A 21,379-nucleotide genomic window follows, 5' to 3' on the forward strand; every position below is an offset into this window, starting at 1 on the left:
TCCAGCCTTAAGAACAAGGCGGATATCGTTCTACGGCTGGAGCTTGGGGCAGCAATAAGGGCTGAGTTTTCGAGTGATTGTGTGCACGTCATGCTGTTCGAAAAGCCTTGTTATCGCCCTTCGGCGCGGAACAAGTTTTCGTCTGAAACCTTTTTCAGTGGCGTCTGGCGACCTATTTGCGCATGATGCGGCAGCAAGCAGGGAGCGGCATGGCAAAAAACCAGACCAGTCTATCGGCGGGCATCGTAGCGGCAATCCGCAAGCGGCGACCCACTGTCGTCAGCCGTGAGGCGGCGGTCAGCCGCGGTGATATCGTCATCGCTTCCTATAACATCCACAAATGCGTCGGCACCGACGGCCGCTTTGACCCGGGGCGTACAGCCCAGGTCATCAGCGAGCTCGGCGCCGATATCGTCGCCCTTCAGGAGGCTGACCAGCGCTTCGGTGAGCGTGCCGGGCTGCTCGACCTCGAGCACCTGCGACGCGAGGCGCATCTGGTATCTGTTCCGATCTCCGGCTTTTCCACAAAAGGGCATGGCTGGCACGGCAACGTGCTGCTTCTGCGTGAGGGTGCGGTTTCCGATGTTCAGCAATTGAAGCTGCCGGGCGTCGAGCCGCGCGGAGCGCTCGTGGTCGATCTGGACCTCAAGATGGGTCCCTTGCGCGTGATCGCGGCCCATCTCGGATTGTTGCGGCACTCCCGCGCCCAGCAGGCCGAGGCGATCATCGAGGCGGCATCCGATGCGGGCGGGCGACCGACCTTGCTGATCGGCGATCTCAACGAGTGGCGCATGGGCAAACGCTCGTCACTGTCCTTCCTCAGCCCGGTGTTCGACCCGTCGCATGCAACGGTCGCGAGCTTTCCTTCCCGTTTTCCGCTGTTGCCGCTCGATCGCGTTCTCGGTAATCCCCATAGCCTGGTGACGTCGGTCGCCGTGCATGATTCTCCACTGGCCCGCGTCGCTTCCGATCATTTGCCGGTCAAGGCATCCATCGATCTGAAGGTCGGCAAGCGGGAAGACCATAACAACGAACGGATTGAAGTGAGCCGGGCCGGATCGGTCTGAGACACTTTCTGGCGGGCAGGTGATGTTGTCCTTTGTCATTGTTGCCGTTGTCGCCATCGGCGGCGCGTTCGGCGCAGCGATCCTCTATGTCTACGGCCGCTTCGGTCGGCGTCCGCACGGAGACCCGTCTTCAGCGCTTCCCGTCGCCGAGGCCGAGACCGAACTGGACCGAGCCATCTTTCCATTGCTTGGTACCCACGCCGGAACGAACGGCATATCGCTCGTCTCAGACAACATCGAAGCTTTCGTCGTCAGGGCGCATGCAGCGCGAAGGGCCGGACGAAGCCTCGATTTGCAGTACTACTATTGGAAGGACGACCTGACCGGTCTCCTGCTCACACGGGAAATCCTGGCGGCAGCGGATCGGGGCGTCCACGTCCGCTTGCTGCTCGACGATATCAATGCCGGCATCCACGACCGGATGTGCATCGCGCTCGATGCCCATGCGAACATTGAAGTGAGACTCTTCAATCCCAGCCGTGCCCGCACCGACCGCATCCGCCGCGGTTTCGAGATGGCCATCCGCGCCTTCAGCGCCACGCGCCGGATGCACAACAAGCTGTGGGTTGCCGATGCGCGTGTGGCGATCGCCGGCGGCCGCAATATTGGTGACGCCTATTTCGATGCGGCAGAGCTTTCGAACTTTCGTGACCTCGATGTCTGGATGATCGGGCCGGTGGTCGAGCAGGCATCGGCAATGTTCGATCGCTATTGGAACAGTACATCCGTGTTGCCGATCGGCAAGTTGCGCACCCCGCGCAAACAATACCTGCCGGCCCTTAGGGACGGGCTCGACGCGCATGCGCGAACACCCGCCGCTCGTTTCTATCTGGAGCGCGTGGCCGATGTGATGGGGGGCGAGGCGTCCTTTAGCGGATCGAAGGCGCTGCATTGGATCGACGATGTCCGTCTCGAGGCCGATCCACCCGAGAAGGCCCTGATGCAGAAGCGGCAGAACTGGCTGCTGCGCGAACTCTTCCCCCTGATCCAGGCGGCAAAGAGGGATCTGCGTATCATCTCGCCCTACTTTATTCCCGGCACCGCCGGGACACGCGAACTGACGGCTCTGGTGAAGAATGGCGCGCGGGTGGCGGTGCTCACCAACTCGCTGGCCGCCACCGACGTGGCCGCCGTTCACGGCGGCTATGTGAAATATCGTCGAAGCCTCGTTCGCGCCGGCATCGAGCTCTTCGAACTGAAAGAGCAGGGCGATGCCGTCGAAAGCCATCGCATGTCCCTGTTCGGCCGGCGCAATGCCAGCCTTCACAGCAAGGCTTTTGTTGTCGATGGTCTCAACGGCTTCGTCGGTTCGATGAACTTCGATCCGCGGTCGGCATCGCTGAATACCGAGATGGGCGTGGTTTTTACGGATGCCGCGCTTGCGGGTGAACTCGTGAAGATGTTTGAGGAGGAGACGGCGCCTTCCGTCAGTTACCGGCTCGGCATCGAAGGCACGCGGCTTGTCTGGCACGACCGGTCGAACGGGACAGAGCGATTGTTACGGGGCGAGCCGGATGCCAGTCTGTTGCGGCGCTTCATCGCTGGGCTCATTCGCATCCTGCCGATCGAATCTCAGCTCTGACGTCGCTGCCAGCGTGCACGGGTTTACCGTTCGTTTACCGAGCGGCGGCGAATGCTGTGCGCAAAGCGCAAAAGCCAAGGCGCCGGCGAAGGCGTTGGCGAAAAAATGTTCTATCAGCAATCACGTGTGGAGGAGTTCTGTTCTTAGGCTGGAAGGGCGCCGCCGATTAAGGTTATCGGACGTTCGCGACTTGAAGTGAAGGGTGTTGACACTCTATGTAGGAGCAGAAGGCCAATCCTGTGATTCCCGGCTCGCAAAGGTTTTGCGGGCCCGATTGATGAAGGTTCGATATGAGAAATCCAGTTGATACCGCCATGGCGCTGGTGCCGATGGTTGTGGAGCAGACCAACCGCGGCGAACGTTCCTACGATATCTTTTCGCGCCTTCTGAAAGAGCGCATCATCTTCCTGACCGGCCCGGTCGAAGATCAGATGGCGACGCTCGTCTGCGCCCAGCTTCTTTTCCTTGAAGCGGAAAACCCGAAGAAGGAAATCGCGCTTTACATCAATTCTCCGGGCGGCGTCGTGACCGCCGGCATGGCGATCTACGACACCATGCAGTTCATCAAACCGGCCGTTTCGACGCTGTGCATCGGCCAGGCCGCCTCGATGGGCTCGCTTCTGCTGGCTGCTGGCCATAAGGACATGCGTTTCGCCACCCCGAATTCGCGCATCATGGTCCACCAGCCGTCCGGCGGTTTCCAAGGCCAGGCCTCCGACATCGAGCGCCACGCCAAGGACATCCTCAAAATGAAGCGTCGCCTCAACGAGGTTTACGTCAAGCATTGCGGCCGGACCTACGAAGAGGTTGAACAGACGCTCGATCGCGACCATTTCATGAGTTCCGACGAGGCGCTCGACTGGGGTCTGATCGACAAGGTCATCACATCGCGCGAAGCGATCGAGGCTGCAGAGCAGGCGTGATGACGCGCTTTTGTGTCACGATAGATGCAATTGTGACACAATTGTAATAGTGAAAGGGCTTTATCGAGGGGGTAAAGCCGCTAAGATGAACCCTTAATGCTATGTTGAGCTGTGAAGGCATAGGGTTCAGAGTTAGGTGGGAGAGTCGTTGCGGCCGAATCTTGGGCAAAATGCCCTGATACGGTGGGTACTCCCGGAAGCCCTCTTAATGCAGCGCAGATCTTTGCGCGGGGCGAATTGAGTGGTCCGTGGTATCTTTTCGAGGGTATCCGGCGTGCTGGAAGGAAATGGAAATGAGCAAGGTCAGCGGTAGCAACGGCGGTGACTCGAAGAATACGCTTTATTGTTCGTTTTGCGGCAAGAGCCAGCACGAAGTCCGCAAGCTGATTGCCGGACCGACGGTTTTCATCTGCGATGAATGCGTCGAGCTCTGCATGGACATCATTCGCGAAGAGAACAAGACCTCGATGGTCAAGTCCCGCGATGGTGTTCCTACCCCCCAGGAAATCATCAAGGTCCTCGACGAGTACGTTATCGGCCAGCAGCAGGCGAAGCGCATCCTGTCGGTCGCCGTGCACAATCACTACAAGCGCCTGGCCCACGCGGCCAAGGGCAGCGATGTGGAGTTGGCGAAGTCGAACATCATGCTCGTCGGCCCGACCGGTTGCGGCAAGACCTATCTCGCGCAGACGCTTGCGCGCATCATTGACGTGCCCTTCACAATGGCTGACGCAACGACGTTGACGGAAGCCGGCTATGTCGGTGAAGACGTCGAAAACATCATCCTGAAGCTGCTTCAGGCTGCCGACTACAACGTCGAGCGCGCCCAGCGCGGCATCGTCTACATCGACGAAGTCGACAAGATCTCGCGCAAGTCCGATAACCCGTCGATCACCCGTGACGTTTCGGGCGAGGGCGTGCAGCAGGCGCTGCTGAAGATCATGGAGGGCACCGTCGCCTCCGTGCCGCCGCAGGGTGGCCGCAAGCATCCGCAGCAGGAATTCCTGCAGGTGGATACGACCAACATCCTGTTCATCTGCGGCGGTGCATTCGCCGGCCTCGACAAGATCATTTCCGCCCGCGGCGAGAAGACATCGATCGGTTTCGGCGCAACGGTCCGTTCACCCGAAGATCGCCGCGTCGGCGAGGTTCTGCGCGAACTGGAGCCGGAAGACCTGGTCAAGTTCGGCCTCATCCCGGAATTCATCGGCCGTCTGCCGGTTCTGGCGACGCTCGAAGACCTGGACGAAGACGCGCTGATCCAGATCCTGTCCGAGCCGAAGAACGCTCTTATCAAGCAGTACCAGCGGCTGTTCGAGATGGAAGACGTCGAGCTGACCTTCCACGAGGACGCGCTGCGCGAGATCGCCCGTCGCGCCATCGTGCGCAAGACCGGCGCACGTGGCCTGCGCTCGATCATGGAAAAGATCCTGCTCGACACGATGTTCGAGCTGCCGACGCTCGAAGGCGTCCGCGAAGTCGTGATTTCCGACGAGGTGGTGAAGGGTGCAGCACGGCCGCTCTACATCTATTCCGAGCGCTCGGAAGAGAAGACCAACGTCTCGGCCTAAGCGCGAGGCACAGATCAGATTTGAAAAAGCCCGCCTCGTGCGGGCTTTTTCATGACCCCACACTTAGTTGTTGAGATGGCTTCTGCGGCGCGAGATTTAACAATTCGGTTGTTGCTAAAGTGTCTTAACAACGCAATGATGTGACGATTCAGTAACGGGCCTCGGCCGTTGCGCACCCTTGAAGCCTCGTTTTCCGTCGCAAGGTACGCAACAGCAATAAAGCGTAGTCAGAAGGACCCGGCCAATGATGGTGGATGTCGCGTCGAGCCTTGAAAAGGACTCTCTAGCACTCCACTTTCATGTGGAAAACATGACAACCGGGAGTGCCGCTGTGGCTCCCGGGAACGGGCCCGAAATCGGGACGGAAAGGAAATGACATGACGAGCAAAACGTCTCCGGCGACAGAAAGCGCGACCTATCCGGTCTTGCCGCTTCGCGACATTGTAGTCTTCCCGCACATGATCGTGCCGCTTTTCGTCGGCCGTGAGAAGTCCATCCGTGCGCTGGAAGAAGTCATGGGGACCGACAAGCAGATCATGCTTGCCACCCAGATCAACGCGACGGACGACGATCCGGAACCCTCCGCGATCTACCAGGTAGGCACGATTGCCAATGTTCTGCAGCTGCTGAAGCTGCCCGACGGCACCGTCAAGGTGCTGGTCGAAGGGCGTACGCGCGCCAAGATCGACAACTACACGCCGCGTGAAGAATTCTATGAAGCGACAGCACAGGCGCTCGACGAGCCGGAGGAAGACCCGGTTGAGATCGAGGCGCTCAGCCGCTCGGTCGTCTCCGAATTCGAAAGCTACGTGAAGCTCAACAAGAAGATCTCTCCTGAGGTCGTCGGCGTCGCGAGCCAGATCGAAGATTATTCGAAGCTTGCCGACACGGTCGCTTCGCATCTGTCGATCAAGATCGTCGAAAAACAGGAAATGCTGGAAACCACCAGCGTGAAGATGCGCCTCGAAAAGGCGCTGGGCTTCATGGAAGGTGAGATCTCCGTCCTGCAGGTGGAAAAGCGTATCCGCTCGCGCGTCAAGCGCCAGATGGAGAAGACCCAGCGCGAGTACTACCTCAACGAACAGATGAAGGCGATCCAGAAGGAACTCGGCGACGGCGAAGACGGCCGCGACGAGATGGCCGAAATCGAAGAGCGCATCGCCAAGACCAAGCTCTCGAAAGAAGCGCGCGAAAAGGCTGATGCGGAGCTGAAGAAGCTGCGCCAGATGAGCCCGATGTCGGCGGAAGCAACCGTCGTGCGCAACTATCTGGATTGGCTGCTGGGCATGCCGTGGGGCAAAAAGTCCAAGATCAAGACCGACCTGAACCATGCCGAGGAAGTGCTCAACGTCGATCACTTCGGCCTCGACAAGGTCAAGGAACGCATCGTCGAGTACCTGGCCGTTCAGGCGCGTTCGACGAAGATCAAGGGCCCGATCCTGTGCCTCGTTGGCCCTCCGGGCGTCGGCAAGACCTCGCTTGCCAAGTCGATCGCCAAGGCGACCGGCCGTGAGTACGTGCGCATGGCGCTGGGTGGCGTTCGTGACGAAGCGGAAATCCGCGGTCACCGCCGCACCTACATCGGTTCGATGCCCGGCAAGGTCGTCCAGTCGATGAAGAAGGCAAAGAAGTCCAACCCGCTCTTCCTGTTCGACGAGATCGACAAGATGGGCCAGGACTTCCGCGGCGACCCGTCGTCGGCCCTCTTGGAGGTGCTGGATCCGGAACAGAACTCGACCTTCATGGATCACTACCTGGAAGTCGAATACGATCTGTCCAACGTGATGTTCATCACCACGGCGAACACGCTGAACATTCCGGCGCCGCTCATGGACCGCATGGAAGTGATCCGCATTGCCGGCTACACCGAAGAGGAAAAGCTGGAGATCGCCAAGCGGCACCTGCTGCCGAAGGCGATCCGCGATCATGCGCTGCAGCCGAAGGAGTTTTCGGTCACCGACGGTGCGCTGATGGCGATCATCCAGACCTACACGCGTGAAGCGGGCGTTCGTAACTTCGAGCGCGAACTGATGAAGCTCGCCCGCAAGGCTGTGACCGAGATCATCAAGGGCAAGGCCAAGTCCGTAGCCGTCACCGCTGAAAACATCCCGGATTACCTGGGCGTGCCGCGGTACCGGCACGGTGAAGCCGAGCGCGACGATCAGGTTGGCGTGGTCACAGGACTTGCCTGGACAGAGGTCGGCGGCGAACTGCTGACGATCGAAGGCGTCATGATGCCCGGCAAGGGCCGCATGACCGTTACAGGCAACCTGCGTGACGTGATGAAGGAATCGATTTCTGCGGCGGCGTCTTACGTCCGTTCGCGCGCGATCGACTTTGGCATCGAGCCGCCGCTGTTCGACAAGCGCGACATCCACGTGCACTTGCCGGAAGGCGCGACGCCCAAGGATGGCCCGTCGGCCGGTGTTGCCATGGCAACGGCGATCGTCTCCGTGATGACCGGTATTCCGATCTCCAAGGATGTGGCGATGACGGGTGAAATCACCCTTCGCGGCCGCGTGCTGCCGATCGGCGGTCTGAAGGAAAAGCTGCTGGCTGCCGTCCGCGGCGGCATCAAGAAGGTGCTGATCCCTGAGGAGAATGCCAAGGATCTGGCCGAGATTCCGGACAACGTGAAGAACGTGCTGGAGATCATCCCGGTCTCGCGGATGGGCGAAGTGCTCGAACACGCTCTCATCCGCGTCCCGGAGCCGATCGAATGGGACCCGGCAAATGAGCCGGCAACCGTCGCCGCGGTTGATTCGCAGGACGAAGCGGGCGCTTCCATCGCCCACTGATCGACAGGGCTGGCGGGCGCAATTTTGCTCGTCTCAGGCTCATTTGGCAGAAAAACAAGGAAGACCGGCCCCTGGCCGGTCTTTTTTGTTGTAAAAGCATGCCGCAAGCCTTGCATTCCAAGGGATTAGGCGCAATTGGGAATGGCAAGACGCGGGCGATGCGCAAGCCGCCGCGGCTTAAAAACACAGTCGTTTCGAACCATTTTGAAAGGGGTGGAAACATGAACAAAAATGAGCTCGTGTCTGCCGTTGCTGAGAAGGCCGGACTTTCCAAGACCGACGCATCTTCCGCAGTTGATGCAGTTTTCGAGACCATCCAGGCTGAACTGAAGAACGGTGGCGACATTCGCCTCGTCGGTTTCGGCAACTTCTCCGTTTCGCGTCGCGAAGCCTCCAAGGGCCGCAACCCGTCCACGGGCGCTGAAGTTGACATCCCGGCACGTAACGTTCCGAAGTTCACGGCCGGCAAGGGCCTGAAGGATGCCGTTAACGGCTGATAAGTTTGCTTGACGGCCGGATACGAGGCCGGCAGTCCAAGTCTTGAAGGGTTCGGCTCACGCCGGACCCTTCTGCATTTCCAGTTGGCCTTGCAGCAGCTCAGGCTTTGGTCTACGGCTCAGCCTGTTCTCAGGGCGGGGTGAAAGTCCCCACCGGCGGTAAGGGCTTCGGCTCAAGCCCGCGAGCGCTTCCAGCCTTTGTGGGCTGGAAGGATAGCAGATCCGGTGCAATTCCGGAGCCGACGGTCACAGTCCGGATGAAAGAGAATGATCGTGGATGCGAAGGGCAGGGCTGCCCGTCTTCGCACCCTGCGCTCATGCGTCCTGGTTTTTGTTGGTCCCTGTTTGCGGATGAAGGACATGAGCGAGACTACTCAAGCATTTTTCACCTCCCGTGCCATGGCCGGGGCCGCCTGGATGATACTGGCCGGCGTTGCCTTTGCTCTGCTGAATGTCGTCACGCAATGGATGACGATGCAACTCGGCTTTTCCGCCACCTCCACCGCCTTCTGGCAATATGCGTTCGCGCTCGTCTTCTCCCTGCCTTTCCTGTTGCGGGTCGGTCTATCGGCGATGCGCACCGATTATCCCTGGCGTCACGTCGTTCGTGTCGGCCTTGCAGCCCTGGGGGTAGGGGCCTGGGTTTCGGGCCTGGCCTCCGTCCCGATCTGGCAGGCGATCGCGCTGGTGATGACGTCACCGTTCTTCATCATTCTCGGTGCACGGCTCTTCCTTGGCGAACGCGTCGGCGCGTCCCGTTGGGGCGCTGCGGCAGTTGGTTTTGCCGGCGCTGCGATCATCCTGCAGCCCTGGTCGGAGAGTTTCACCTGGGCAGCCTTGCTGCCGGTTCTTTCGGCACTGCTCTGGGGTGCGTCGTCGTTGATCACCAAGAGCCTGACCGGCATCGAGCGTCCCGAGACGATCACAGTGTGGCTGCTGGTGCTTCTGACGCCGATCAACGGCGTGCTGGCGCTGTCGGCAGGCTTTGTCGTGCCGAGCGGTACCATGCTCGCGCTGCTGGTGCTGGCGGGGCTCCTGACCGTCGTGGCACAGTATCTGTTGACGCTGGCGTATACGGTTGCCGATGCCGCCTATGTTCAGCCCTTCGATGATCTCAAGTTGCCGCTTAACGTTCTCGCCGGCTGGCTCGTCTTCGGTTATGCGCCGAGCGGCTATCTCTGGCTGGGAGCCGCATTGATCCTCGGCGCCTCGCTCTTCATCATGCGCCACGAGATGAAACGCGAGCGCGCAAGCGCGTAAAGCGACGCTGCACAACAAAGCTGCGGGATTGTCATGCGCCTGTCATCGCCATCCCGCAGAACCCCCTTGTTTTGGATATTCGACATGGGGGATTTCATGACCATTTCATCATGCAGAACGGCGCTCGCCGCCATGCTTCTTGCGTCTGTTGCTTTTCCGGCTGCTGCCGAACCGGTGTTCAATCGTATCGCGTCCTTCGCCGTTGCCGACAATCTGGAAGGTGACGCCCGCAAGGAAACGACTTCTGCGGAAATCATCACGGCCACCGAAGACGGCAACACGCTGATTTATTCCGATAGCCCCGGCAAGCGCATCGGCCTCATCGACATCACAGACGCCAAGGCGCCGAAGGCGGCCGGCATCGTTTCGTTCGATGGCGAGCCGACATCGGTGACCGTCGCTGGTGCCAAGGCACTCGTGGCCGTCAACACGCGCGAAAGCTTCATCAAGCCCTCCGGCTTCCTCGCCACCGTCGACGTCGCCTCCAAGAAGATCGAAGCGACCTGCGATCTCGGCGGTCAGCCGGACTCCGTCGCGGTCAACAAGGACCGCACGCTTGCCGCGATCGCCATCGAGAATGAGCGTGATGAGGAGGTCAATGACGGCAAGATCCCGCAGATGCCTGCCGGCGACCTGGTGATCCTGTCGCTGAAGGACGGCGTTGCCGATTGCGCTACGATCAAGCACGTGACCCTGACGGGCCTTGCCGACGTTGCCGGCGACGATCCGGAGCCGGAATTCGTTTCCTTCAACGGCAAGGACGAGATCGCGCTGACACTGCAGGAGAACAACCACATCGTCATCATCGATGCCAAATCGGCGACGGTGAAGACGCATTTCTCTGCAGGCAGCGTCGACCTCAAGGACATCGATACCAAGCGCGACGGCGCGATCGCCTTCAAGGACGAGCAGCCCGGCCGCAAGCGCGAGCCCGATGCCGTCAAGTGGCTCGACGACACCCGCATCGTCGTTGCCAACGAGGGCGACTACGAGGGCGGTTCGCGCGGCTTCACGATTTTCGATACGACCGGCAAGGTGCTGTTCGAGTCCGGCGCCAGCTTCGAACACGCGATTGCGTCGATCGGCCATTACCCGGAGAAGCGCTCGTCGGCCAAGGGCGTCGAGCCGGAGGGCCTCGAGGCCGCGAAGTTCGGCGACGACAATCTGTTCTTCGTGCTTGCTGAACGCGCATCCGTCGTCGGCGTCTACAAGGACACCGGCGCCGAGCCGGAACTGCTGCAGTTGTTGCCGTCGGGTATCTCGCCGGAAGGCGCCGTTGCGATCCCGTCGCGCAATCTGCTTGCCACCGCCAACGAGGTCGACCTTGGCGAGGACGGCGGCGCTCGCTCGCATGTGATGATCTACGAGCGTGGCGAAGGCGAGGCTGCCTATCCGCAGATCCGCTCGGCCGACAAGGATGGTCTACCTGTCGGGTTTGGCGCGCTTTCGGGTCTGGCCGCCGTTGCCGACAAGCCGGGTTTCCTGCGTGCCGTCAATGATTCCGTCTATGCGTCGCAGCCGACCATCTTCACCATCGACGCGACCCAGAAGCCGGCGCTGATCACCGAGACGCTCCGCATCACCCGCGACGGCGCGCCGGCACAGAAGCTCGACATCGAAGGCGTCGCCAATGATGGGGAAGGGGGCTTCTGGCTTGCTTCCGAAGGCAACTCCGACAAACTCTATAGCCATGCACTGCTGAAGGTGAACAAGAAGGGCGAAATCAAGAAGGAGATCGCTCTTCCCGAAGCTCTGCGTGCAGGCGAGACGCGCTTCGGCTTCGAGGGTGTGACGGTCGTCGGCGAAGGCGACGATCAGGTGCTCTGGATGGCCGTCCAGCGCGAATGGAAGGACGACCAGAAGGGCTTCGTCAAGCTCGTCTCCTACAAGCCGTCAAGCGAGGAATGGGGTGCAGTCCGCTATCCGCTCGAAAAAGCAGATGGCGGCTGGGTCGGCCTCTCGGAAATCTCGGTGCACGGCGACTACGCCTATATCATCGAACGCGACAACCTGATCGGTCAGGCGGCCAAGCTCAAGAAGCTCTACCGTGTCGCGCTTGCCGAGTTGAAGCCGGCAGCGCTCGGCGGCGAGCTTCCGGTCGTCAAGAAGGAAGAGGTTCGTGACCTCATTCCCGATCTGAAGGCTCTTAATGGCTACGTCGTCGACAAGGTCGAAGGTTTTACCGTCGATGCCGCCGGTAACGGCTATGTCGTCACCGACAATGACGGTGTCGACGATTCCTCCGGCGAAACGCTGTTCTTCTCCATCGGTGCCATCGACGCGATGTAAGCGTCGGGCCAGGAGAAAAACGGAAGAGGCCGGGACATGACGTCCCGGCCTCTTTCTGTTTTGGCTATCAGCATTGGCGGAAAGAAGTGTTTAGCGGGCGACCGCAATCTGTGCGGCTTCCGCCTCGTCCTTGCGCTTGCGGATCTCGTCCGTCTTGTCGACGAGCTTGCCGACGATATCGAAGAGCTGATCGAGCTCCTTGTCGTCGAGTGCCGAGAAGATTTCCTCGATCAGCTGTTTGCGCGGATGTTCAGCCGCTTCCAGTATGACGCGCCCCGTGTCGGTGATCGAGACGATCTTGGCGCGGCGGTCCTCGGGATCCGGCTTGCGCATCACGAGCCGGTCACGCTCAAGGCCATCGATCGCTTCGGTGACGGTGCGCGGCGCGAAGTTCAGTGCGCAGGCGATATCCGTCGAACGACAGGGGCCGAGCTTGCTCAGGAAAAACAGGAATTTGCTGCGCGCCAGCGAAACGCCTTCCTCTGTCATCGACTCGTTCACCAGCCGGTGGACGCGGTGATAAAGCTCAAACAGCCTGTCGGAAACTTCGAATGTCTTCTTCATGATCATCGTTGGAAAATTGTGAGGTGCCATGTCAAATGGCAGCAACATTATTGATAGTTACAATTGCTACATTTGTCGACTAAAACCTCTGCCATTTCACGGTAACGACCTCCTCAACGAAGAAACGGCTCCCGTTTCCGGAGACCGTTTCACTTGCATGCTCAAGAATTTCGCCTGTTCGGACTATGCCGCCCAGCGCGATGAACCGGCCGAAGGCGCGTAGCCGTAGCCGGAAGTCTCGGCGAGCGTGAAGCGGGCGATAAGCTCGCGCAGACGACCTGCCTCCTGTGCCAGCGTCGCGCTTGCGGCATTCGCCTCTTCGACCATGGCCGCGTTCTGCTGGGTCACCTGGTCCATCTGGTTGACTGCGGTGTTGACCTCGGAAAGTCCGGCAGACTGTTCCTGCGCCGAAACACCGATCGCATCCATGTGCTGATTGATCGTCACGATGAAACCTTCGATCGTGCGCAGCGCTTCGCCGGTCTCGCGCACCAGCTTGACGCCGCTCTGCACCTCGACGGCCGAGTTGCGGATCAGGTCCTTGATCTCCTTGGCGGCATTGGCAGAGCGCTGTGCCAGTTCGCGCACTTCCTGGGCAACGACGGCAAAGCCCTTGCCGGCATCGCCGGCGCGGGCCGCTTCAACGCCGGCATTCAGCGCCAGCAGGTTGGTCTGGAATGCGATCTCGTCGATGACGCCGATGATGTTGGAGATCTGGCTCGACGAATGCTCGATACGACCCATGGCATCGACCGCACCGGAGACGATGGCGCCGGACTTGTGGGCGCTTTCGTTAGCCTGGCTGGCGATGGCGCGCGCTTCGTTGGTTCGCTTGGACGAGCTGCCGACATTGGCCGTGATCTGGTCGAGGGCAGCGGCTGTTTCTTCCAGCGAAGCGGCCTGCTGTTCGGTACGGCGCGACAGGTCGTCGGCGCTCTGGCTGACTTCGCGCGCGCCGCTGTCGATGCTGCTGGAGCTGGAGGAGACGGCAGCCAGCGTATCGGCCAGCTGGGCAACGGCCTGATTGAGGTCGTGACGCAGCTGTTCGAAATCCGGCGCAAAAGGTTCGTTGAGTTGGAAGGCGAGATCGCCCGCCGCCAGGCGGCGAAGACCGGTCGCAAGACCCGCCGTTGCTTCCTGCAGGCGGATTTGCGCGGCGGCTTCCGCCTCCTCCGTTACGCGTCGACGCTCGGCCTCAGCCTGCGAACGCTGCACCTTGGCATCTTCCTCGAGCTGCAGATTGGAGATGGCGGCCTCGCGGAAGACCTCGACGGCGCGTGCCATCTCGCCGATCTCGTCCTTGCGCGCGCCGTAGGGAATGGCGGTGGAGGTGTCGCCGTTTGCAAGACCCGCCATCGAGCGGGTGATGATCTGGATCGGACGAGCGATGCCGCGGATTGCGTAGAGGATGGCGCCGAGCACGATGAAGGCCGCAACCGCGATGACACCCATTTCGATCGTGCGGATCTGGTCGTGCGTGGCGGAGCTTGCAGCAACGGCAGCGTCTGCGCCGGCAAGGTTAAGCGCGCGCATGTCCTTGATCGCCTGATCGACCAGTTGTTCCGTCTCGCGCATCTCGACCTTGAACACGCTTTGCGCCTTCATGTTTTCGAGATTGTTGGAGAGTTTGACCATGCCCGCGGAGACAGAGAGATAGGCCTCGTAGGTGCTCTTTACCTTTTCGAGCGCCGCCTTGTCGGCGTCGGTCACCATGAGCGCGGCGTATTCATCTGAAAGCTTGCCGAACCCGGCCACGGCTTCACCGATGACCTTTTCGGCCGCCTTCTTCTCGAAAGGCGTCAGGGAGATCAGGTGCCGGGCAAACGACATGCGTGTGTCCGAAAGCTGGGTTTCGAGCGCACGCGAAAGCGAGACGCGCGGCAACCAGGTGGTGGCGATCTCGTTGTTGCGCTCGTTCATCATCTTGATGCCGCCGAGCGAGGCGACAGCCAAGACGGTGACGATGAGGCCAACCATCAGGAAAAGGGCAATAAGAGTGTGTGATATCTTTAGGCGCGACATGAATAACTCCGGAGGAACGGCGTCCGTAAAAGTTGGTGCATGAATAAGTCGTTCCGGCTCTTGATCGTCATGACGGAGCGGATGCCGAAGCAGGGAGTCATTCCTGTGCTTGACCGCACGCAAAATGCAGCCGCGCGAAACCTATCCAACAAGTTATTACAAAAGCGCTAATCGATTAAAGTGAGTATAATCTGATATTTGCACATAGGAGAACGCGCTCTTTCGAGCGATCGTTTCATGCCGAAACTGCAGTCCACATGTATTAGGGCTGTCTTTACTTGGGTGGCCTGAAATAACCGTGTGGGATGGGCGCGTTCGCGTGGATGACGGTCGCCGGTGCATTGACGGGTGCTGCTGTCGCGGGCCATGGTCGCCCATGCCCTTCCGTTTCGTTCACACCGCCGACCTCCATCTCGATTCGCCGCTACGCAGCCTCGCGCTTCGAAATGCCGATCTTGCCGAAATCGTGCGCGGCGCCACCCGGCAGGCGCTCGTGCGGATTGTCGATCTCTGCCTTGCGGAAGAGGTCGATGCCCTGTTGATCGCCGGCGACCTTTACGACGGCAGCCAGACGTCCATGAACACCGCGCTGTTCCTCGCGGGCGAACTGCGCCGCCTGGACGAAGCCGGCATCCGTGTCTTCATCATCCGTGGCAACCATGATGCCCAATCGCAGGTGACGAATGAACTGACCTTGCCGCCGTCTACGCATGTCTTCAAGGGCCGCAGCAAGCCTGTTCTGGCAAAGACGCTGGAGAGCGGTCGCGATATCTATATCCACGGCATGAGCTTTGCGAGCCCGCACGCGCCGGAAAGCCTGCTGCCGTCCTTTCACATGCCCGCTGTCGACACGATCAATATCGGCATGCTGCATACGAGCCTTGCGGGTGCAGCCGGCCACGATCTTTACGCGCCCTGCAGCGTAGCGGAGCTCCAGGCACACGGCTTCGACTATTGGGCGCTCGGCCACGTTCATCAATATCAGGTGCATGCCAGCGAACCCTTTGTCGTCATGCCGGGCATGCCGCAGGGGCGCGACATCAATGAAGCCGGGGCCAAGGGCGTAATGCTGGTGACAGTCAGCGACGAGGGGCGGTTGACGATCGAGGAACGGGCGATCGGCCTTGCGACTTTCGAGAGGATGAGCCTTGAGCTGACAGGCATTTCCGAGTGGAGCGATATGCTCGATGCGGTCCGAAACGCCTTCCTGCGGGCTCGCAATGCCAACGCTGCCGATCACGTGATCCTTCGGCTGACCTTGACCGGTGTGACACCGCTTGCCTGGCGCCTGCGCCGCGATGGCGATCTGCTCCAGGCAGAGATCGACAATGTGGCTGCGGGTATCGGCGGCTGCTGGGTCGAGAAGATCGAGCTCGTTTGCCGCAACCCGGATGCCGGAACCGGGACGGTGATGGCCGACCCGGTCGATGAATTGGCGGCGCTTGTCTCAAGCGACGTCCTGCCAGCCCATGGCTACCGTCAGGACGTGCGCGCCGCCGTCGAGGAGTTGCTGCAGCAACTGCCGCCGGAGTTGCGCCAGCTCTTGGCGCCGGATGAAGCGGCTGTCGAAAGACTGGCATTCGATGCCGGTGTCTCCGGTGCAGCGGAGGTGCTTGCGCATCTTCACGGCAGCGCCGGCGGGGGGGCTCGCTGATGCGGTTGCGCGAACTCGACCTGGTGCGCTACGGCAAATTTACCGGGCGCCGTCTTGATTTCGGTCCGGCGGCATCGGGCACGCCGGACCTGCATATCGTCTACGGACCGAACGAGGCCGGCAAGTCGACGTTGTTTTCAGGCTTCCTCGATCTGCTTTTCGGCATCGAGCATTACAGCTCTTACGGCTTTCTGCACCCCTATCCAACCATGCGGGTCGGCGGGGTTGTCGAGGCGGCTGGTCGCACGCACCAGGCCTTCCGAGTGAAGCGCAAGACCAACACGCTGGTGTGCGCCGACGATCAGCCGCTGCCGGACAATCTGTTTTCCGCCTCGCTCGGCTCGATCGACCGTGCGACCTATCGCATGATGTTCTCGCTCGACGATGACAGCATCGAGGAGGGCGGGGAATCGATCCTGAAGAGTGAGGGTGAACTCGGTTCGCTGCTTTTTTCCGCCAGTTCCGGCCTGCCCGATAGCGCCGCGATCCTGTCTACCCTGCGCGGTGAGGCGGATGCCTTTTACCGACCTCAGGCACGCAAGCATCAGCTTTCCGAACTGAAGGCCGAACTCGACGCGCTGAAGGTCGAGCGCAGTCGGCTTGATGTCAATGCCCGCGAATACGCGGCGTTGCGCAGGACGCTTCTGGCGGCCCGTGAGCGTCACGACGCGGCCATGGCGCACCGTGTCGAGCTGCGCATGGAACGTGACCGGCTGAAGGCTCAGATGGATGCCTTGCCGCTCTTCAGGCGACTTGATGGTCTGCGAGCCGATCTGGCAAAGGCGCCGGCCTTGCCGCGAGCGCCGGCCGAGTGGGCAGCGGATCTGCCGGCGTTGCGCCGACGCGACATCGAAATCGCGACCAGGCTGCGCCAGCTTGACGACGAAGCCCGGCGCAGGCAGGACGAACTGGAAGATCTGCCGCGAGACGAGGCGGCCCTCGTCCTGGCGGAACGTTTGAACGTGCTGCAGGAGACCGCGCTTGATGCACGGTATGTGACCGCGGCGCGCGACATGCCGGCACGGATCGACGAACTGTCGCGAACGAAAACCGAAATTGCCGCCTGCCTTGTCCGGCTCGGAGATCCCGGCGACCGGGATCCGGCGTCGCTGCTGCTGCCGGCGGCCACAAACACCCGGCTGCAGGAACTCTCCCGGCAACATTCGGCGCTGCAGGAGCGTGCGGCATCTGCCCGACAGGAGGCGGATGCGGCAAGGCGTGCGGAGCGGGAGGCAGCCGCCGAGCTTGTGCGGCTACAGGCCGAAGGCGGCCCGGGTGCTGATCCGACCATGCTTGTCGAGCGTCTTCGGCGCCTGCGGCAGGACGATTGCGGTCTGCGGCTGCATGCCGCAAGACAGTCGCTCGAGCGCCTGGATGCCGAGCTTGCCGATAAGCTCGAGGCTTTGAATCCGTTTTCCGGCAGCGCCGATGATCTGCTCGGTCTGCCTGTGCCGGCCGCTGGCACGATCGAGATCTGGCGACGAGAACTTGCGGCGCTGGACGAAAGGCGTCTGCGCCTTGCAGATCGCATCGGCAGCGAGACCGAGCAACTGGCTGGCGAGGCGGCCCGCCTCGACGCCCTGACGGCTTCGGGTGGGGCCATTGACGACAGGGCTTCCACCGAGCTTCGCCAGCATCGGCAGCATGCCTGGGAAAAGCACAAGGCTCGGCTGGATGCAACGACCGCCGTGATCTTTGAAGACGCCTTGCGGCGCGACGACGATGCAACGGCATTGCGGCTTGCCGAGGCGGCAAAGGTCGCAGATATGCACTCGCTCGCCTTGTCGATCGCCGAGCGCCGGGCGCGGCTCGATTCGCTTCGGGAACATCAGGTTTCCGTCGCCGGGGAATCGTCCGTGTTGCTGGAAGCCGTGCAGATGGCTGCGGCAGGCTGTGGATTACCTAGCGTCACGCAACTGACGCAGCTGGAGGCTTGGATTGCGGCTCGGCTTGCGGCGCTCGATGTTCGCACGCAGCAGCGCTCGACCCGGCTGGAGTTCGATCGCGCCCAGGCCGACGCGAAGGACGCGCGTGAAACACTCAAGGAATCACTCGCCGAGATCGGACTGACCGAACGTCTCCCGCCGCGGCTTGATGATCTCATGGCCTTTGCCGAAAATGCCATCGCGCAGGCACAGGCGGCCTTCGTTGCCGGCAAGGCGGCGCGCGAGGCCGCTCGACGTGCCGCCGACGGTCTGGAGCAGCGGCTGTCGACCTTGACGCAGGCCGAAGACGCCTTGTCGTCCTGGCAGGCGCAATGGGATGATCTGCTGTCGGGCACCTGGCTTGCTGGTCGGCCTGAGCGGCCGCTGCCGGATCAGATTGCGCCCATGCTCGCCGTCTTGCAGGATCTCGACAAGCTGGTGCAGCGCAAGGTGGATCTCGATCACCGCGTCACCGGCATGCGCAAGGACCAAGTGGCCTTTGAGACGGCGATCGCAGACCTTGCCGGCGCTTCGGCCGTCGACGATACGCTTGCGACCTTCGCCGCCATGAAGGCGCGCATCGCCGAGGCTGAAAAACACGAGGCTCGGCGCGCGGCGCTGTTGGCGGAATGTGTCCGGCTTGAAGAGGAGAAACGCAAGGTAGCTGCGGAGCAGGAGCTCCACGTTGCCCGCAAGCGCCTCGTGCTCGATTTTTTCGACTGCGAGACTTTGGATGAAGCAGGCTTGCGGCTCGACGCTTCCCGCGAACAGGAGAGGCTGTGCCAGCGCATCACCGAAGCGGAGGCCGACCTGGTGTCGCGCCTTGGCGTTGTCAGCATCGACGATGCGTTGGCGTTACTGGCCACGCTTGATGACGAGGCGGTAAGGCTGGAGTTGGTTCGCATCGAGGCGCTTCTTGAGGAAAGCGACCGCGATGTCAGCGAGTTGCATGCCGACATGCGAACGAAGGAAGCCGCGCTTGCAAATATCGCCGGCGATGACACCGTTGCAGCCCTCGAGCAGCGTCGCCGCACGCTGCTTTTGGAGATCGAGTCAAAGGCGCTCGGCTATCTCAAACTGAGGGCGGGTCTGATCGCTGCCGAACAGGCGCTCCGGCTCTTTCGCGAGCGCCACCGCAGCGCCATGATGCGGCGCGCCTCGGAAACCTTCAGCCGTATCAGTGGCGGAGAATATACGGGTCTGTCGGCACAGGCCGACAAGGGCCAGGAGTTCCTGATTGCCAACGCCGCTGCCGGCGGATCCAAGCTGGCACGCGATCTCTCCAAGGGCACGCGCTTCCAGCTCTATCTGTCACTCAGGATCGCGGGCTACCATGAAGTGGCCGCAGCGCGCGAAACCTTGCCCTTCATTGCTGACGACATCATGGAGACGTTTGACGACGGTCGTGCCGGTCGCGCCTTCGCGTTGATGGCGGATATGGCCCGCCTCGGGCAGGTGATCTATCTGACGCATCACGAGCATCTTTGCGACATCGCCCGGGCGGCGTGCCCGGAAGTGACCATCCACAGGCTTTGACGCTTGCTTAAATCGGCATGCTGTTGCCGAATGGTCGCCACGAAGAACTGGAGGAACGGCAGATGGATATCATACCCAGCGGTTCACGGCCCTCAACGCGGCCTCCGGCCGAGTATTTTACCGGAGCGGTCAGGCAGGACCCCGTGATCGAGGCGGCGGAGCCGGCTCGCGTGCGCGCCGTGAACGTGACGTTCGAGCCTGGGGCACGCACTGCGTGGCATACGCATCCGCTGGGCCAGACCCTGGTGGTCACCTCGGGCCGCGGGCTGGCACAGGTCTGGGGCGGGCCGGTGCGCGAGATAAAGACTGGGGACGTGGTTTGGTTTCCGCCGGGTGAAAAGCACTGGCACGGTGCCGCGCCGGATACCGCCATGGCTCACCTCGCCATTCAGGAAGCACTCGAAGGCAAGGCGGTCGATTGGCTCGAACATGTCAGCGAAGAGCAGTATCGCGGCGTCTAGCCGATTCTTTTGCGAATCGGCCGCGTTTGAGATGGGATGGCGAATCGGATTTGAGGAGTTCTTTCGCCGCGCGCCGCCAGAGCAAGGGCGCTTTCAAGAGAATCGGCTCCGCGACACGACTGAACGCCAAAGTGGTTTTCGCCGCTTGAGTTTGCCGGAAGCGCCAACAGCACGATGTTTTGATGCGTTGAGTCCGCGAGACGCTGGGCGTTCATCGCGCATTGCGGCATAAAGCACTGCGAGAGGCAGACACATGGCCTGAATTATCATCAACAATTACATGAGAAGAGAAAATGGTGGGCGATGACGGACTCGAACCGCCGACATCCTCGGTGTAAACGAGGCGCTCTACCAACTGAGCTAATCGCCCTTCAGCGTCCGGACCGGATGTGTCCGCCGCGTCGGTGGCCGTGATCTAGGCGTAACCGAAAAAAACCGCAAGAGCATTTCCGTCGTTTTTTCGATTTTTTTTGCACGACGCGACAGAAGTGCAGGAGTTGTCGGGTTCTCGCGTTGTGGAAAAAAACGGTGAACGGCGACTGTGGAAAACGACGATTGGTCTCACGGCGACTTTCGCTCGAATCCGTCGAGCAGGGACCAATACCAAGTCTCGATGATAGGAACCTATAGGATGGCTCACGGCTCATCGCCGGTCTCTGCCTCGGCGCGGTGCTGCATCGAGCAAGCATCGCATCGACGCCAGAGCCAGCCAGCATTACCTTCGGCAGGCTTCTCAAGCTTTCTGGCGGTGTCGAGATCCTTGACCGATGCACGAGCATCGCTCCGCGGATCTCTCCTTGCCAGAAAACCCGATCGAGCCTGTCCTATAGGTTCTTATCATCGAGACTTTGATGAACATCCGCGCACCGGCTCTCCTCATGGCGGGACGTCCGGCCGTGCAAAGGGAAGCGAGCCTCCTATGATAGGGGAGGGAAGAGCCGGCTTTGATCTTGCCTGTGGATCAAATTTGGCTCTGTCACGGATTTGTCTCCAAACACGCTTGACACCCAAATGCGAACCGCTTAGTTAGCCGCTCATCGAACGGGCAAGCCCGCTTCGGTGCCGGGGCGGAAACGCCCCAGCCACTTCAAGATGATGCGGGTGTAGCTCAGTCGGTTAGAGTGCCGGCCTGTCACGCCGGAGGTCGCGGGTTCGAGCCCCGTCACTCGCGCCATTCTTGACATGGTTTGACTTGAGGCATTTTCAGAAAATGCCGATGGTGGTAATACT

General features: G+C 61.0%; 13 protein-coding genes, 2 tRNA genes and 1 riboswitch. Of the genes, 12 read left to right on the plus strand and 3 right to left on the minus strand.

The features are described from left to right. Window positions 1–209: 209 nt before the first annotated feature. The 8 genes from AC1Q80_RS23725 (at window position 210) to AC1Q80_RS23760 (ending at window position 11,987) form a co-directional block, all read left to right on the plus strand. A complete protein-coding gene (locus AC1Q80_RS23725) occupies window positions 210–1,067 on the plus strand; it encodes an endonuclease/exonuclease/phosphatase family protein (protein ID WP_115421323.1) in 858 nt (285 codons plus the stop codon). 22 nt (window positions 1,068–1,089) lie between these two features. Then, the gene (locus tag AC1Q80_RS23730; protein WP_492362038.1) at window positions 1,090–2,649 is read left to right on the plus strand and encodes a phospholipase D family protein; all 1,560 of its coding nucleotides are present in this window, start codon (window positions 1,090–1,092) and stop codon (window positions 2,647–2,649) included. 290 nt (window positions 2,650–2,939) lie between these two features. Beyond that, complete coding sequence (gene clpP, locus AC1Q80_RS23735; RefSeq protein WP_025426569.1) at window positions 2,940–3,572, plus strand: ATP-dependent Clp endopeptidase proteolytic subunit ClpP; 633 nt, start codon at window positions 2,940–2,942, stop codon at window positions 3,570–3,572. Between the two features lie 293 nt (window positions 3,573–3,865). Next, window positions 3,866–5,143, plus strand: a complete 1,278-nt coding sequence (clpX, locus tag AC1Q80_RS23740) for an ATP-dependent Clp protease ATP-binding subunit ClpX (protein ID WP_053247031.1) — start codon at window positions 3,866–3,868, stop codon at window positions 5,141–5,143. Window positions 5,144–5,520: 377 nt separating this feature from the next. Further along, complete coding sequence (gene lon, locus AC1Q80_RS23745) at window positions 5,521–7,941, plus strand: endopeptidase La (RefSeq protein WP_173419666.1); 2,421 nt, start codon at window positions 5,521–5,523, stop codon at window positions 7,939–7,941. 221 nt (window positions 7,942–8,162) lie between these two features. Then, the gene (hupB, locus tag AC1Q80_RS23750) at window positions 8,163–8,438 is read left to right on the plus strand and encodes a DNA-binding protein HupB (RefSeq protein ID WP_034803616.1); all 276 of its coding nucleotides are present in this window, start codon (window positions 8,163–8,165) and stop codon (window positions 8,436–8,438) included. 122 nt (window positions 8,439–8,560) lie between these two features. Beyond that, a riboswitch (FMN riboswitch) is annotated at window positions 8,561–8,711 on the plus strand. A 78-nt stretch (window positions 8,712–8,789) separates the two neighbouring features. Beyond that, window positions 8,790–9,698 (plus strand): DMT family transporter, encoded by a 909-nt coding sequence (locus tag AC1Q80_RS23755; protein WP_492362093.1) that lies wholly within the window; start codon window positions 8,790–8,792, stop codon window positions 9,696–9,698. Between the two features lie 84 nt (window positions 9,699–9,782). Beyond that, window positions 9,783–11,987 (plus strand): esterase-like activity of phytase family protein, encoded by a 2,205-nt coding sequence (locus AC1Q80_RS23760; RefSeq protein ID WP_492362039.1) that lies wholly within the window; start codon window positions 9,783–9,785, stop codon window positions 11,985–11,987. A gap of 90 nt (window positions 11,988–12,077) precedes the next feature. Here AC1Q80_RS23760 and AC1Q80_RS23765 read toward each other — a convergent pair whose 3' ends face one another. Both AC1Q80_RS23765 and AC1Q80_RS23770 read right to left on the minus strand, forming a co-directional pair. Beyond that, the gene (locus tag AC1Q80_RS23765) at window positions 12,078–12,551 is read right to left on the minus strand and encodes a MarR family winged helix-turn-helix transcriptional regulator (RefSeq protein ID WP_173419669.1); all 474 of its coding nucleotides are present in this window, start codon (window positions 12,549–12,551) and stop codon (window positions 12,078–12,080) included. 183 nt (window positions 12,552–12,734) lie between these two features. Next, window positions 12,735–14,573, minus strand: a complete 1,839-nt coding sequence (locus AC1Q80_RS23770; RefSeq protein WP_492362040.1) for a methyl-accepting chemotaxis protein — start codon at window positions 14,571–14,573, stop codon at window positions 12,735–12,737. 376 nt (window positions 14,574–14,949) lie between these two features. On the opposite strand from AC1Q80_RS23770, the gene AC1Q80_RS23775 reads away from it, so the two are divergent. The 3 genes from AC1Q80_RS23775 (at window position 14,950) to AC1Q80_RS23785 (ending at window position 20,149) form a co-directional block, all read left to right on the plus strand. Next, the gene (locus AC1Q80_RS23775; protein WP_492362041.1) at window positions 14,950–16,227 is read left to right on the plus strand and encodes a metallophosphoesterase family protein; all 1,278 of its coding nucleotides are present in this window, start codon (window positions 14,950–14,952) and stop codon (window positions 16,225–16,227) included. Then, on the plus strand, window positions 16,227–19,688 hold the full coding sequence (locus AC1Q80_RS23780; protein WP_492362042.1) for an ATP-binding protein: 3,462 nt from the start codon (window positions 16,227–16,229) through the stop codon (window positions 19,686–19,688). The genes AC1Q80_RS23775 and AC1Q80_RS23780 overlap by 1 nt, the downstream gene beginning before the upstream one ends. A gap of 62 nt (window positions 19,689–19,750) precedes the next feature. Continuing rightward, window positions 19,751–20,149: a (R)-mandelonitrile lyase gene (locus AC1Q80_RS23785; protein ID WP_173419673.1), complete on the plus strand. Its 399-nt coding sequence runs from the start codon at window positions 19,751–19,753 to the stop codon at window positions 20,147–20,149. Between the two features lie 294 nt (window positions 20,150–20,443). Here AC1Q80_RS23785 and AC1Q80_RS23790 read toward each other — a convergent pair. Next, window positions 20,444–20,519: transfer RNA gene (locus AC1Q80_RS23790), tRNA-Val, on the minus strand. 727 nt (window positions 20,520–21,246) lie between these two features. On the opposite strand from AC1Q80_RS23790, the gene AC1Q80_RS23795 reads away from it, so the two are divergent. Then, a tRNA-Asp gene (locus tag AC1Q80_RS23795) sits at window positions 21,247–21,323 on the plus strand. Window positions 21,324–21,379: the final 56 nt, after the last annotated feature.

The organism is Ensifer sp. GW823-FHT05D09, from assembly GCF_058795755.1.